The 14,153-nt window shown below is 58.7% G+C and carries 13 protein-coding genes; 10 read left to right on the top strand and 3 right to left on the bottom strand.

All coding sequences use genetic code 11. The features are described from left to right. Positions 1-399: 399 nt before the first annotated feature. On the bottom strand, positions 400-657 hold the full coding sequence (locus HX818_RS30450) for a hypothetical protein (RefSeq protein ID WP_177021321.1): 258 nt from the start codon (positions 655-657) through the stop codon (positions 400-402). Between the two features lie 143 nt (positions 658-800). Between HX818_RS30450 and HX818_RS30445 the strand changes: the two genes are divergently transcribed. Next, positions 801-1,724 (top strand): LysR family transcriptional regulator, encoded by a 924-nt coding sequence (locus HX818_RS30445; protein WP_087692928.1) that lies wholly within the window; start codon positions 801-803, stop codon positions 1,722-1,724. On the opposite strand, the gene HX818_RS30440 is transcribed toward HX818_RS30445, so the two are convergent. Then, positions 1,627-2,331: a TetR/AcrR family transcriptional regulator gene (locus HX818_RS30440; RefSeq protein WP_177021320.1), complete on the bottom strand. Its 705-nt coding sequence runs from the start codon at positions 2,329-2,331 to the stop codon at positions 1,627-1,629. The two genes, HX818_RS30445 and HX818_RS30440, sit on opposite strands and share 98 nt — an antisense overlap. 124 nt (positions 2,332-2,455) lie before the next feature. On the opposite strand from HX818_RS30440, the gene HX818_RS30435 reads away from it, so the two are divergent. From HX818_RS30435 to HX818_RS30420, 4 genes are all read left to right on the top strand, one after another. After that, a complete protein-coding gene (locus HX818_RS30435) occupies positions 2,456-3,679 on the top strand; it encodes an MFS transporter (RefSeq protein WP_177021319.1) in 1,224 nt (407 codons plus the stop codon). A 112-nt stretch (positions 3,680-3,791) separates the two neighbouring features. Beyond that, a complete protein-coding gene (locus HX818_RS30430; RefSeq protein WP_177021318.1) occupies positions 3,792-4,172 on the top strand; it encodes a type 1 fimbrial protein in 381 nt (126 codons plus the stop codon). 22 nt (positions 4,173-4,194) lie between these two features. Then, entirely contained in the window at positions 4,195-5,100 is a 906-nt protein-coding gene (locus tag HX818_RS30425) for a LysR family transcriptional regulator (RefSeq protein ID WP_003207910.1), read from the top strand. Positions 5,101-5,216: 116 nt separating this feature from the next. Beyond that, entirely contained in the window at positions 5,217-6,209 is a 993-nt protein-coding gene (locus HX818_RS30420) for an MBL fold metallo-hydrolase (RefSeq protein ID WP_003207912.1), read from the top strand. A gap of 7 nt (positions 6,210-6,216) precedes the next feature. On the opposite strand, the gene HX818_RS30415 is transcribed toward HX818_RS30420, so the two are convergent. Further along, positions 6,217-7,140, bottom strand: a complete 924-nt coding sequence (locus HX818_RS30415) for a LysR substrate-binding domain-containing protein (RefSeq protein WP_087692926.1) — start codon at positions 7,138-7,140, stop codon at positions 6,217-6,219. 196 nt (positions 7,141-7,336) lie between these two features. Here HX818_RS30415 and HX818_RS30410 point away from each other — a divergent pair, with 196 nt between their 5' ends. The 5 genes from HX818_RS30410 to HX818_RS30390 all read left to right on the top strand — a co-directional run bounded on the left by HX818_RS30410 (position 7,337) and on the right by HX818_RS30390 (position 14,117). Then, positions 7,337-8,257, top strand: coding sequence for an ABC transporter permease (locus HX818_RS30410; protein WP_003207915.1), 921 nt, complete (start codon positions 7,337-7,339; stop codon positions 8,255-8,257). Between the two features lie 7 nt (positions 8,258-8,264). Further along, positions 8,265-9,128, top strand: a complete 864-nt coding sequence (locus HX818_RS30405; RefSeq protein WP_008433279.1) for an ABC transporter permease — start codon at positions 8,265-8,267, stop codon at positions 9,126-9,128. 62 nt (positions 9,129-9,190) lie between these two features. After that, on the top strand, positions 9,191-10,771 hold the full coding sequence (locus HX818_RS30400) for an ABC transporter substrate-binding protein (protein ID WP_003207917.1): 1,581 nt from the start codon (positions 9,191-9,193) through the stop codon (positions 10,769-10,771). 5 nt (positions 10,772-10,776) lie between these two features. Continuing rightward, positions 10,777-12,282, top strand: coding sequence for an argininosuccinate lyase (gene argH / locus HX818_RS30395; protein ID WP_023659030.1), 1,506 nt, complete (start codon positions 10,777-10,779; stop codon positions 12,280-12,282). An 11-nt stretch (positions 12,283-12,293) separates the two neighbouring features. Beyond that, positions 12,294-14,117 carry an ABC transporter ATP-binding protein gene (locus HX818_RS30390; RefSeq protein ID WP_003207919.1) on the top strand — a complete coding sequence of 608 codons (1,824 nt, stop codon included), beginning with the start codon at positions 12,294-12,296 and terminating at the stop codon, positions 14,115-14,117. The last annotated feature ends 36 nt before the right edge of the window (positions 14,118-14,153 follow it).

Below are 14,153 nucleotides of genomic sequence, written 5' to 3'. Positions count from 1 at the left end.
CCGGGAGGCCGCTGTGCTGTTGATCTGCTTTTGATCTTAGGCGCCCCGTTAAACCACGCTGGCCGAACGTAGGCAGTACGGAGCGGGTAAACCGGCAGGACGCCGGTTTAGCCGCGACGGGGCAGGGACGCCCCGTCGCGGCGGCCCGCTTCGTGCTGCCGGAGCTGAGGGCACACCGAGCCCAAGCGAGGTGCCGAGTGGTGGGGCAAGAGCGTTTTGCTTACTTTTGCGCTTTTCAAAAGTGAGCCGCTGTAAGAGCGGAACCAATAGTAGCCGTAACAAAACCAACGGATATGCCCCCAATCACCGCCCCCAACGCCATATGCCTGACGCCCCGAACCGCTGAGTGAGCCGTTGTTGGCCTACCAGCGGTGAGTCACCGAACTCGTACTGTTTGCCTTAGGTGGGCACAAACACTTGCCCGGCCTTGCTCACACCCGCTACCGGGAAGAACGATTCGCTGTAGCTCAGGTACGGTGCCAGGCCGTTGTCAGCCTTGTACACCAACCCTGCGCGCGAGGTGGTGGCCTCGTCGAACTTGATCTGGTCCTGGAAATACACGCCTTTTTGCAGGGAGTCGATCTGCGAACCACGGTCGGTATTCGGTGATCGGTTGACCACGACCGGCTGGTTGTTGATGGAGTTCGCAAGGTGCAACGACGGAGCATTGCCACGGAAGTTGTGGGCGGTGTGCGTGGAATGAAAGCAAGCACGGGCCAGGTAGGACCCCTATATTTATGCGGCCCTTGCTGATAAATAGAGCGGGTGAGCCCCCAAGCAGATACCCGGTGTAATCCATCATGAAACGCCATTTCGAAGATTTGCAGCTGGGCAGCATCGAGCTGTTCTGCCTGGCCGCCGAGGCCAGCAGCTTTACCGCCGCCGCCCAGGTGGCAGGCGTGACCCCGGCGGCGGTGAGCCGCAGCATCTCGCGGTTGGAAGAGCGCCTGGGCTCCCGGCTGTTTGTGCGCACCACCCGCAGCATCCGCCTGACCGATGGCGGCCGGACATTTTTCGAGCAATGCCGCCAGGCGCTGACGCAACTGGTGGAAGCCCAGCAGGAAATGATGGGCGCGCAATCGGTGCCGTCCGGGCTGTTGCGCATCAGCATCCCGACCACCTACGGCCATCACCGGATCCTGCCGCTGCTGCCGAAATTCCGTGCGCTGTACCCGCAAGTCAGCGTGGATATCCACATCAGCAACCGCAACATCGATTTCGTCGCCGAAGGTTATGACCTGGCCATTCGCGTGCGGGCCCAGCCGGACTCGACGCTGATTGCGCGGTTGCTGGAAGACGCCAGGCTGGTGGTGGTCGCGACGCCGGCGTACCTGAAGCGTGCCGGCACGCCCCAGGCCCTGGAGGATTTGCCGAACCACGAGTGCATCCAGTACGAATTGCCGAGCAACGGGCGGCGCATTTCCTGGCTGTTCCAGGTGGACGGCAAGGAGCGGGAGTTTGCCGGGGAAGCAGGCTACAGCTGCTCTGACGACGTGCTGGGTGGCGTAACCCTGGCCAAGCACGGCGCGGGGTTATTCCAGACCTACAAGTTCATCGTCGAGGAGGAATTGGCCAACGGCAGCCTGGTGGAGGTCTTGCAGCCTTACGGCGGGCGCTCACGGCCGTTTACCTTGCTGTATCCCCATGGCCGCTATGTACCGCATCGGGTGCGGGCGTTTGTGGATTTTCTGCTGGAGCATCGCGCCGAATGGGCGGCGCTGTAGCGGCGGATAAGTCCCAGGTCAGCATCAGTTGGCCAATGGCAGTATCGATGGCATCAGCGTCGACGCCATCCCGGGCCAGGATCGACACGCCTTGCAGAAAACTGTCGTAGACCGTGGCCATGGCACGTGCATTGGTCTCGGCCGGTAACTGGCCTGCGCGGATGCCGCGCTCGACACAATGCACGATGCCCGCCCGTGTGCGCTCTCGCGAATGGGTCAGCCCATGGGTGACTTGTGCGTTCTCGGGGGAGGGCGCGCTCATCACGCCCAGGGCTACCATGCAGCCTTTGGGATGCCCCTCTTCACACTGCATGCGTGCCGATTGGCGCAACGCCGTCTCGATGGCCTGGCGCGGTGGCAGGCTGTCATCCCACAGGCATTCGGTGACCTGGGCGAACGTCGCCAGATAACGCTGCACGCACTCCTGGAACAGCGCGTCCTTGGAGCCGAACGCCGCGTAGAAACTCGGCGCGGAGATGCCGCCGCCCAATCCGGCTTTCAACTGGCTCAGGGACGTCGCGTCGTAACCGTGCTGCCAGAACAGGTGCATGGCCTGTTCCACGGCCTGGTCGCGGTCGAAGGTGCGGGGGCGGCCCATCTGTGCCATGTGGAAATCCTCTCGGGTGATGAGATAAATACTAGTCGATACATAAGTCGTTGACAACGCTGCGTGGGGCGTCCAACATTTATATCGATCGGTATTTAAGTCTTCTCGCTCAAGGAGTTTCCCTGTGACCCCCTCAACCACCTTATCGGCAGACGCCGTTCCCGACCGCTTGCCCGTCGGCGCCTTGCTCGCCCTGGCCATGACCGGTTTTATCTGCATCGTCACCGAAACCCTGCCGGCGGGCCTGTTGCCGCTGATCAGCGATGGGCTGGGAGTTTCAGCGTCCATGGCCGGGCAGATGGTCACCGCGTATGCGCTGGGCTCGGTGCTGGCGGTGATCCCGCTGACCATCGCGACTCGCGGCTGGCGGCGACGCAATGTGCTGCTGCTGACCATCGTCGGTTTTCTGCTGTTCAACTCCATCACGGCGCTGTCCTCCCACTACGGGCTGACGCTGTTGGCGCGGTTCCTCGCCGGGATGGCGGCGGGGCTGGCCTGGAGTTTGTTGGCCGGCTATGCGCGGCGCATGGTAGAGCCACATCAGCAGGGCAAGGCGTTGGCGCTGGCCATGGTAGGAACGCCGATTGCCCTGTCACTTGGCGTACCGCTGGGCACCTGGCTGGGTGGGCTGGTGGGCTGGCGCACCACGTTCGGGATCATGTCGGCACTGACCCTGGTGCTGATTGTCTGGGTGCTGGTGAAAGTGCCGGATTATCCCGGCCAGTCGGCCCATCAGCGCATGCCGTTGCGCAAGGTGCTGACCACGCCGGGTGTGCGGCCAGTGCTGGCGGTGGTGATCTCATGGATGCTCGCCCATAACATTCTCTATACCTACATCGCGCCGTTCGTGGCTCCGGCGGGCTTGGTGGACCGTGTGGATCTGGTGTTGTTGGTGTTTGGTATAGCGGCGCTGCTCGGGATTTGGGTCACTGCCCGGTTGGTGGATGTGGCGTTGCGCAAGACGGTGCTGGTCAGCCTGGCGGGCTTTGCGGCGACGTGTTTGGCTTTTGGTTTTCTGGCGCAGGTGCCGGGCGTTATTTACCTCGGCGTGGCGGTGTGGGGCTTGAGTTTTGGCGGCGCTGCGACGTTGCTGCAAACCGCACTGGCGGATGCTGCCGGAGATGGGGCGGATGTTGCGTTGTCGCTGAACGTGGTGGCATGGAACAGCGCGATTGCCGGAAGCGGCGTGGTGGGTGGCGTGTTGCTGGATACCTGGGGCGTGGCGTCTTTCCCCTGGGCAATGTTGGTGTTGCTGGCGGCGGGCTTCGCGATTGTGTGGTGCGCGCGACTCCATGGCTTCAAGCCGGGGCACCGGGCCCACGGTAAACCTGTGGTTGGCGGGCACTGATATTTCCAAAGTCTTTGGAAAAACTGCTTCTAACATCAGACAAATCTTAAAATAACCTGCTGCTCGGCCGATATCCCGGGGCATAGGCTTTATCACCCCCGGGAGTATCGGCATGCGCATCAAGAGAATGTCTGCAATCCATGTTGGCCTGTTGTTCAGCCTGTCCGGTGCCTGCATGGCCGCGAGCCCGGTGGGGCAGGGAGTCATCTCGTTTCACGGCAGCATCGTCGAAGCGTCTTGCACACCGCTCGCCGTGGCCAACGGGATGAAACTCAACAATTGCCCTACGTCCGCACGCGGCATCGCCATCAGCGTGCGCAGTGTGCAACCGGTGGGCTCGGTCACGGCCCTCGACCACAGCGCCGTGAACGTGAAGCTGGTCGCCGACAGTGGCCGGGGAGACCGCTATTACCAGCAGCAATATGCGTTGGTGGATGGCCAAGGGAGGCCTGTGACGTCGGGGCAGTATCTGATTACATTAACGTCACCTTGAGAGATGGCAGTGGATCAACCCGATGAACCTGACTGGACACAACCTCGCGCTCCTGACTTCCCTCAGCGTCTTGCTTGAGGAGAGGAACGTCACGCGGGCGGCGGCGAAGCTCAACCTGACGCAGTCGGCGTTATCCGCGCAGTTGTCGCGGTTGCGTGACCTGTTCGGCGACCCTTTATTGATGCCTGCTCAGTCCGGAAAAGGCATGGTGCTGACAGCACGTGCCGAACATTTGCGTCAGCCGTTGCGCCAGGCGTTGCAGGTACTGGGGACGGTGGTCGGTGACCTTCCATGCTTTGATCCTGCCAAGTCGGACCGGACCTTTGTGATTGGCGCGAACGATAACGCCGCTGCGATCGTCGCGCCCCGGCTGGTGCAGCTTGTGCAGGCTGCGAGTCCTGGGGGCATCCGGGTTTCGATACGTGCGATCGACCAGGTGTTGCTTGGCGATCAGTTGGAAAGCGGCGAGATTGACGTCGCGCTGGTATCACACAGCCGTATCGGGAACCTGTCGCACGAGTTGCTGCTGCAGGAAGAATTCAAGATGGCCCAGCGCGCCGATCACCCTCGCGGATCCGCGCCACCAACGCTGGAGGAATACCTGGGCCTGGAGCATGTGGTGGTGTCGGGTGCCGTGAACAGCTTTCACGGTTTTATTGATGATGTGCTCGCGCAGAAGGGGCGTGCGCGCCGTGTCGCGGTGTCGGTGCCTTACTACAGCATCGTTCCATTGCTGCTGCAGAACAGCGACTGTGTAAGTGTGCTTCCGTCCCGTTTCCTGAGCCGTTATGAGCGCTCGCTGGCGGCCCTTGCTCTGCCCCTCGAGGTGCGCGACTTCAGTTTGTTCTCTGCCTGGCATCCACGGTTCGACAAGGACCTGGCACATCTCTGGTTGCGCGAACAACTCAAGCTCTGCGTGCTTTCCTGACGACATCAGGCCCTGGCAGGTATCTACGCCACACATACCTGGCATGCGGAGTTTCGATTTCAACTATAAAAAACGCTTGAATAGGATGCCGCCGATTCCAACTGGAGAGCTGCACCATGACCAAGCTGACATTTACCCGCGTGTTGAATTACACGGCCCTTGCTGCTGCCCTGGCACTGGGAGCCATCGCGGCACCGGCGGTGGCAGTTGCCGCCGCGCCCCAAGTCAAAACCCAGGCCCCTGGTTACTATCGCACGATGCTTGGAGATTTCGAGGTCACCGCGCTGAGTGACGGCACCATCGATGCACCGTTCGACAAATTGCTGAATGAGCCGGCTGCCAAGACCACTACCGCACTGCGCAAGGCGTTCCTCGGGGTGCCCACCGAGACCTCGACGAACGCGTATCTCGTCAATACCGGCACTCGGCTCATCCTGATCGATACCGGCGCTGGTGCGCTCTTCGGGCCGACCCTGGGCAAGCTCGCGGCCAACCTGCAGGCAGCCGGCTACAAGCCGGAGCAGGTCGATGACATCCTTCTCACGCACATGCACCCGGACCACGTGGGTGGGCTGGTTGCCGAAGGGGTGATGGTGTTTCCGAACGCCACGGTACACGCCGACAAGCGTGACGCCGATTACTGGCTCTCGCCGGCGAGGCTGGAGCCTGCCTCGGCCGACGCCAACAGCTTCGTACCCGAGTTCGCGAAGGGTGCAATGGCTTCCTTGAACCCGTATATCGCGCTTGGAAAGTTCCAGCCTTTCCAGGGCAGCGGGGAGATCCTGCCGGGGTTCAAGGCGCTGTCCAGCTATGGCCATACCCTGGGGCACACCAGCTACCTGGTTGAGAGCAAAGGCCAGAAGATGATTGTCGCCGGTGATCTGATCCACGCCGGTGCCGTGCAGTTTGCCGACCCGTCGGTGACTATCGAGTTTGATACGGACAAGAAAGCCGCCACCACTGCCCGCGAGACCGTGTTCAGCCTGGCTGCGAAAGAGGGCGCGCTGGTCGGCGCGGCGCACCTCTCGTTTCCCGGCCTGGGGCATTTGCGTGGTCAGGGCGCCGCGTGGCAATGGGTGCCGCTGAATTACTCAACCGAACTGAAGTGACTCGCGATTAGTACGCTTCACGGGGAATCATGGAAATAAACTCCGACCTGAAGATACCTTCCATGACCTGCATGAAATCCGAGGCGAGCTTGGAGCGCTGCTGGTGACCCGGAAATACCATCGAAACCTCGAAGGGTATGTCCTGGTCCAGCGGTCTGAACGTAAGGCCCGGGTATTTCGAGTAGGAGGCGGTGAATGGATCACACACGGTGATGCCGAGCCCCCCGGACACCATTCCGCAGGCGGAGTGCGCGGCGGTGGTTTCAACGCTGGAGACGCCTGCAACACCCCGAGCCTCCATGGCTGATGTGATGCGTCGCTGCAAAGGATTGTTGGCGTTCAGGGTAATCAGGCGTCGCCCGTGCAAATCCTCCAGGGTCACCACGTCTTTGGTGGCCAACATATCGTTGGCCGGCATCACGCACACCGCGCTGATGGGTGGCAGGTTGATCACCTGGATCCCGGGATATTCCCCTGAAGGAATCTGCACAAAACCAATATCGATCTGGTTGGCAGACGTCAGTTCCAGGATGCCCACCGAGTTGCGCACATCCAACGAGGTTCTGACCTCGGGGTGCTTTCGCGCGAATCGGCATACCCCCTCAGCCACCACACTGAGCCCCAGCGTGCTCATTGAACTGATCCTCAATGTGCCGGTGCGTAGCGTCACAAGGTCCTCTGCAACCCGCTCGATGCGTTCTATGCCTTGATAAAACTTGTCCACCTCCGCGTACAACACCTGTGCTTCCGCCCCGGGAATGAGGCGATTGCCTTCACGGCGAAACAGTCGAAGGGAAAGGACAATTTCGAGGTCGCGGATGAGCCGGCTGATGGCCGGTTGACTGACCTGAAGTGCCTCGGCGGCGATAGTCATGCTTCCGGTGAGCATGACCGCCCTGAAAGCTTCCAATTGGCGAGGATTGAGTTTCATTGTGGCTCTCGATCGAATGTTGGAGGGCGCATTTTTGCGAGCGTATAACATTTTGTTATGTGCGTCCAACCTGTTACCGGTTTGCTATAAGCATGTAACGGCGCGATGATTTAGTTGCGTGGTTTTACCAAAGAAAAGCAGTTCCCGTTATTAATATCGGGTGCCGTTTAAGTAAAAATAAAAAAGAGGATAGCGCGTGCTGAATTATACCGTCCGCAGGTTGTTACTTCTGCTTCCGATGCTGCTGGGAGTCTCCATTGTGGTCTTCCTGGTCATGCACTTTATTCCGGGAGATCCTGCGCAGCTGGCAGCAGGTCCGGATGCAACAGCGGAAGATGTTGCGCAAATAAGGCAAAACTACGGATTGGATAAGCCGCTAATCAATCAATACCTTATTTATGTCAGGAAAGTTGTCGTGGGTGATTTTGGCGAGTCATTCCAGACATTCACGCCCGTGCTCGAAGGTATAGCCAGAACTCTTCCCGCCACGATTGAACTGACCGCTGCCGGAATGTTGCTTGCCGTCATCATTGGCGTTCCCCTCGGTATTGCGGCCGCTTTGAAGCCCAGAGGCTTCCTTGATAGTTCGCTGACCACCGTTGCAGTTCTGGGCATATCAATGCCTGGCTTCTTTCTGGGACTGATATTGATGCTGATCTTTTCAGCCAACCTCGGATGGTTGCCGCCGACCGGCAGAGGCGGGCTGCAACACCTGATATTACCGGCCTTGACACTTGGTTTGCCGTATGTTGCAACTTTTTCACGGCTGGCCCGATCCACCATGATGGATGTGCTGAGGGAAGATTATATTCGTACTGCCTATGCGAAAGGTGTACCGAGTTACAAGGTAGTACTCAAGCATGCACTTTCCAATGCGGCCATTCCATTGGTGACAGTATTCGGTATGGACTTCGGCCGGTTACTGGGTGGCGCGGTTATTGTCGAGACAGTATTTGCCTGGCCGGGAATGGGGCGGCTCTTGATTGATGCAATCATGGCTCGGGATATTTATGTCGTCCAAGGCACAGTTCTTGTGTTTGCCGCGGTGGTGGTAATTATCAACTTAATGGTGGATTTGGTTTATGGCGTCCTCGACCCTCGCGTCACTTACAACTGAGGCCGATATGAAACTTCCGAAAAAATATCGGTTGGGCTTTGTCAGTTTCCTTATTTCCAATAAGCGCTGGTTCGCGTTTGCTTCATTGATCGTGATCCTGGTGATGGTTGCTGCGGCGATAGCTGCCCCTTTGTTGTTTGATTGGGATTCGGTCACCAAGATCAACTTATCAACGTCCCTTGTCGAGCCCGGTGCAAGTTCCTGGCTCGGCACGGACCAATTGGGCCGTGACTTGTTGGGTCGAGTCGTGTGGGGGGCACGAATTACGCTCACCGTCGCAGTTTCAAGTGTCAGCATTGCGATGGTCATTGGCATCGCTTTAGGTGCGGCGTGTGGCTATTACAACGGCGCCATCGCCGGGGTGGTGATGCGGGTCATGGACTCGATGATTGCATTTCCCCGGACACTGGTTGCCATTCTGGTCATCACGGTGGCGGGCAACAGCATAGTAAGCCTGACACTGGCCATCGCCATTTCAACGATCCCGATTTACGTGCGTTTCTTTGCCGGGCCGGTCATGGCATTGAGAAACCGCGAGTTTGTATTGGCCTCCAAGTCGATTGGCGTCAGCGATCTGCGGCTGCTGCTGATACATATCCTGCCGAATATCGGTTCGCTGGTCATTATCCAGGCCACCGTCTCGCTGGCTGAAGCAATCCTCATTGGTTCCGGGCTCAGCTTTCTGGGGCTTGGCCCGCCGCCGCCCACCCCGGAGTGGGGCTCGATGATTGCCGAGTCGCGGCCGTTATTGACCACCCATCCCTACGTATTGATTGCGCCCGGATTTGCACTGGTTTTGACCATATTGAGTTTCAACATTGTGGGGGATGCGTTGCGAGACTACATCGACCCGAAATCACGTAACGCATAAATGAGTTCGGCGCGGTTAAACACGCCCTGTGTGTCCACCAGAATTATCAAGCGAGAAAGATTATGCGGCGTCTGAATTGCCTGGAAGTATTGATACGGAGTTTCGCTGTTGTCGGCATCCTTGGACTGTCGGCGGGCCTATCGTTTGTTGCCAACGCCAAAGACCTGAAGAAGCTGACATTCGTTCAAGGCGCTGATATCGATACCCTGGACCCAGCGATTTCGCGCAGTGTGCCTTCCTATAACGTGATTAATCACCTGTTTAATCGGTTGGTCGCATGGGACGGTCACGGGCATAACACGTTTGTAGCTGATTTGGCGCAGTCATGGTCAAGGTCCGAGGATGGACGGCAATGGATTTTTATCCTGAAACCGGGAATTACCTTTCATGACGGCACGGCGTTTGATGCTGCAGCGGTGAAGTTTAACCTGGACCGAATCATGAACCCCAAGCTCGGTTCTCCGCACCGGTCCTACTATGCGGATATAGCTTCGGTGGATGCGCTAGCGCCGAATGAGTTACGCATCACCACAAAAAATCCGTCACCCACAATGTTGGAGTTACTGGCAAAAGAATCTTCGTCAATCAGCAGTCCGGCCGCTGTCGTTAAATATGGACGGGCTTATGGGCACCATCCCGTCGGTACCGGGCCCTACGTATTTGATAGTTGGATACCCAACGACCAGGCCGTTATTCATAAGAACAACGCTTTTTATGGAACAACGGCAAAACCGGAAACCATCGTGTTCCGTCCGGTCAGGGAAGATTCTTCCCGAGTCATAGAGCTGCGAACGAACAATGCGGATATCGCGGCAAATTTATCGCCCGAGGCGGCTATTGAATTAAAGGAACTGAATAAATCCACCTTGCTGCGGGTACCCAGCACATTCCAGGTGTTCTTTGAAATGAACCTGACCAAACCGCCCTTTGATGACCCGCGCATACGGAGGGCGGTGAGTATGGCGATTGATCGCCAGGCATTGGTCGACAAAGTGTTGTTGGGATATGGAAAAGTACCCACTGGCCCATTTCCGGAGGGTACGCAAGCCCGACGTGAATTCCCTCCGGTGAAGTACGACCCTGATGCGGCAAGAAAAATAATTAACGAGGTATATCCAGGCGGTTATCCAGGCACCGTAGTTATATGGACCCCGGCGGGACGCTATACCAAAGATCGCCAGGTCTCGGAAGTTGTCCAAGGCTATCTTAACGCCGTGGGGCTGAAGACCGAGTTTAAGGTATGGGAATGGGCAACGTATCAAAAGAACTTGTATCGCCCCGAGCCGGGCAAGGGCACGGGCAAAGGTAGCAATGACGCAAACATGTGGTTACTGGGAACGGGCATATCTGACGCGGATATTCGTTTGCGTCGAAAGTTGTCCAGCGGCGACCCGCAGAATCTCACGGGTTACAGCAACCCTCAGGTAGACAAATTACTTCAGTTGGCCTCGCGTGAACTGGATGAAAAAACACGCATGTCCTATTACGGCCAGATTCAGCAGATTCTATGGGAACAAGACCCGGACAATCTGCCGCTGTTTGACCAGGAGCAAATAATTGGTGTGCGTAAAGCGTTGAATGGCCTGGATGTCGATTATGAAGGGACCATCGATTTGACGAATGTAGAACTTATTGAGCGGTGATTTAAATGTCGAATTTACATGCCAACGAAACACTGTTAACCGACGCTCGCCTGAGTGCTCCTCCCGCTGAACGCATGGTCAAGTACCATGATATTCCGGCACTTGAGACCGAGAAACGTCAGTTTCACGAGTTTGTCGAAGTGGACCTGGCGCACACCGTGATGCTGGTTGAACAGCAGATTCTTTCTGTGTCGGTCGGGCAAGCCATCCTCGCGGAGCTGCGGTTGATTCGGGACATGGTTCCCGCCGACTTCCCGTTTGATGTAAAGAAAGGCAGCTTCCTGCTTCAGGTTGAATCGTACCTTTTCTCCCGGATCGGCGAAGACTCGGCCGGGCAGATGCACACCGGCCGCAGCCGGATAGACCAAGGGGCAACGGTACGCCGCCTGTACGACCGCAAGCGCATCCTGGCGGTGCTGGACCGTATCAATGAGTTCCAGGTGGCGTTGATTCAGAAGGCCTCCACGCATTCGGGCACCATCATGCCCGGCTACACCCATATGCAGCATGCCCAGCCCTGGGTGTTCGGCCACTACCTTTTGAGTTTTACGTCGAGGCTGCACGACAGCTTCAGCCGCTTGATGCACGCTTACACCCGGGTCAATCGCAACCCCCTTGGTGCCGTCGGCTTGGCCGGCACGTCCTGGCCGCTGGACCGTGGGCGCACCACGCACCTGTTGGGGTTCGACAGCCTGGTAGAAAACTCCAAGCTGGGCCGCGAAGCATGGTACGCAGCAGAGACGATTGGCGCATTGTCCTTTGTCATGGCCGACCTGAACGATCTGGCAACCGACCTGCATATCTGGTCGAGCGTCGAATTTGGAACGGTGGAAAGCCACGACGGCTATTGCGGCACCAGCAGTATTTTCCCGCAGAAGAAAAACCCCAGCGGCTTGGAAACCATCAAGAAAGCTGCAGGTGGATCGGTGACCTGGCTCAGCACGGCCCTGGCCACTTTCCGGTCCGAAGGCACCGGCGACCAGGCGATGCGCGACCTGCCGTTGATCCATGATGCGCTGGCCACCACCGAAGGCATGTTGGACCTGTTTACCGGCATCATTGAAACCCTGGTGGTGCATGAGGACCGGATGACAGCCCTGCTCTCCGGGAGTTGGTGCACCGCCAGCAACCTCGCCGATGTGATCGTTCGGGACCGGGGCATCTCTTTCCGCCAGGTCCACCACATCGTGGCCCGCCTGGTGCGTAACTGCCTGTACGAGGGCGTGGCTCCTGCCGGGGTGACCGGCGCCGCACTGGATCAAGCCAGCGTGGAAACTGTCGGCTCAACCCTGGGCTACTCGGATGCCCAGGTCCGCGATGCTTTGAACCCGCGCCGTTTTGTCGAGACCCGCACTTCCGCGGGCGGCGTCGGCCCGGACGAGGTCCGGCGATTATTGTCGATCGCCCAGAACGAGCTGGAGCAGGACCGTGAGTGGGTTGCGCAGAGCCGGCGCAAGGTCGATCAATCCCGTGCCGACCTTGACGCGGCCATCTCGGCGATCGTCGATTAAAGGAGCGCCTCATGAACGAGAATTTGGTAGCCCGGGTGAAAAACCTGAGTGTCGGCTTCGGCACCAGAGGGCGCGAGACGCCGGTGGTGCGCGATGTGTCCTTCGAGGTGATGCGCGGTCAGACGCTGGCGATCGTGGGTGAGTCCGGCTCCGGCAAATCCGTCACCTCAATGGCGATGATGGGCCTGATCAAGCGCGCCGGCGGACGGGTGCTTTCGGGCTCGATGGAGCTGCAAACCAGGAATAACCAGATTGTCGACCTGGTGGCGGCGCCCGAGTCTGTCATGCGCACACTGCGGGGTTCGTCCATGTCGATGATCTTTCAGGAGCCCATGACTTCGCTGAATCCGGTCTTCAAGATCAGCGCGCAACTCATCGAAGGCATCTTGCTGCATCAGCGGTGCAGCCGTGCGCAAGCCGAAGCCCAGGCATTACGCATGCTGGACCTGGTGCGTATTCCGGATGCGAAGCAGGTCATGAACCGGTTTCCCCATGAGCTTTCCGGCGGCATGCGCCAACGGATCATGATTGCGATGTCGCTGGTCTGCGAGCCCACACTGCTGATCGCCGACGAGCCGACCACAGCGTTGGATGTGACGGTGCAGGCGCAGATCCTGCGGATTATCAAGGAGCTGCAAGATAGCCTGGCCATGGGCGTGATCTTTATCACCCACGATATGGGCGTGGTGGCGGAAGTCGCAGACCATGTGATGGTGATGAAGAAAGGCGAGACCGTTGAGCAAGGTCCGGCAAGGGCAGTGCTGCAGGAGCCCAAGCAGCCCTACACCCGGGCATTGCTGGCGGCTGTTCCAAAAATCGGCTCAATGCGTGGCACTCAACTCCCCGCAAAATTTGCCTTGATCGATGATGACGTCGCAGCGGGTGCAGAACCTGCGCCTGGCGTGGCCCCGGACTACCAGAGTCCGCCAGTGCTCAGAGTCGAGTCGTTGTCCATTCGGTACGACCTCAAAGGTGGTCTCCTCGGGAAGGTCCGGCGCCGTGTGCATGCCGTCGAAGGCATCGACTTTGATATCTACTCAGGTGAAACGCTGGCCCTGGTGGGCGAGTCCGGGTGCGGGAAATCCACCAGCGCTCGTGCGATTGCCGGGCTGATGCCGATACAGGGCGGGAATATCGTTTTCGGTGGCAAGAACCTTACGACGTTGAACAAGAGCGATATGAACTCGCTGCGCCGCGATATCCAGATGGTCTTCCAGGATCCCTATGCATCCCTGAACCCGCGTCTCACGATCGAGAACAGCCTGCTGGAGCCGCTGCATGTTCATGGCATTGCACATGGCGCGCAAGCACGAAAGCAGGTGCGAATATTGCTGGAGAAGGTGGGGCTGTCGGCGGAGCATGCACAACGCTATCCGCACGAGTTCTCGGGTGGGCAGCGACAGCGGATCTGCATCGCGCGGGCGCTGACTCTGTCTCCGAAGCTGATCATCGCCGATGAAGCCGTCTCGGCGCTGGACGTGTCCATTCAAGCCCAGGTGATTAATCTCCTGCAGGACCTGCAGCGCGAGATGGGCATTTCATTCCTGTTTATTTCCCATGACCTGGCGGTGGTCGAGCGGGTCAGCCACCGGGTGGGGGTGATGTACCACGGACGCATCGTTGAGATCGGGCCACGCCAGTCAGTGTTCGAGCAGCCTCAGCACCCTTACACCCAAAGGTTGCTGAGCGCGGTGCCCTCGGCGGACCTGAACGTGCCCAGAAAGCCGTTCAGCCTGATGGAGGAGAGCGTGCCCAGCAGGATTTACGAGGTGGGCTACAAGGCTCCGCCGATCAGTTACCGCGAGGTCGCCGCGGGCCACTTCGTTGCAATTTGAGCGCCGGGTATCACAGGTCGACACACCGCCCTGTGC

Source organism: Pseudomonas sp. F9001, assembly GCF_013385435.1.
Taxonomy (GTDB): Bacteria; Pseudomonadota; Gammaproteobacteria; order Pseudomonadales; family Pseudomonadaceae; genus Aquipseudomonas.
This window is presented reverse-complemented; position numbering and strand designations above follow the sequence as displayed.

Coding starts and splice junctions, on each gene's coding strand:
- argH (WP_023659030.1), top strand. CDS start 10,777: ATGTCGAATTTACATGCCAACGAAACACTGTTAACCGACGCTCGCCTG.
- HX818_RS30415 (WP_087692926.1), bottom strand. CDS start 7,140: ATGAAACTCAATCCTCGCCAATTGGAAGCTTTCAGGGCGGTCATGCTC.
- HX818_RS30425 (WP_003207910.1), top strand. CDS start 4,195: ATGAACCTGACTGGACACAACCTCGCGCTCCTGACTTCCCTCAGCGTC.
- HX818_RS30405 (WP_008433279.1), top strand. CDS start 8,265: ATGAAACTTCCGAAAAAATATCGGTTGGGCTTTGTCAGTTTCCTTATT.
- HX818_RS30430 (WP_177021318.1), top strand. CDS start 3,792: ATGCGCATCAAGAGAATGTCTGCAATCCATGTTGGCCTGTTGTTCAGC.
- HX818_RS30390 (WP_003207919.1), top strand. CDS start 12,294: ATGAACGAGAATTTGGTAGCCCGGGTGAAAAACCTGAGTGTCGGCTTC.
- HX818_RS30440 (WP_177021320.1), bottom strand. CDS start 2,331: ATGGCACAGATGGGCCGCCCCCGCACCTTCGACCGCGACCAGGCCGTG.
- HX818_RS30445 (WP_087692928.1), top strand. CDS start 801: ATGAAACGCCATTTCGAAGATTTGCAGCTGGGCAGCATCGAGCTGTTC.
- HX818_RS30400 (WP_003207917.1), top strand. CDS start 9,191: ATGCGGCGTCTGAATTGCCTGGAAGTATTGATACGGAGTTTCGCTGTT.
- HX818_RS30420 (WP_003207912.1), top strand. CDS start 5,217: ATGACCAAGCTGACATTTACCCGCGTGTTGAATTACACGGCCCTTGCT.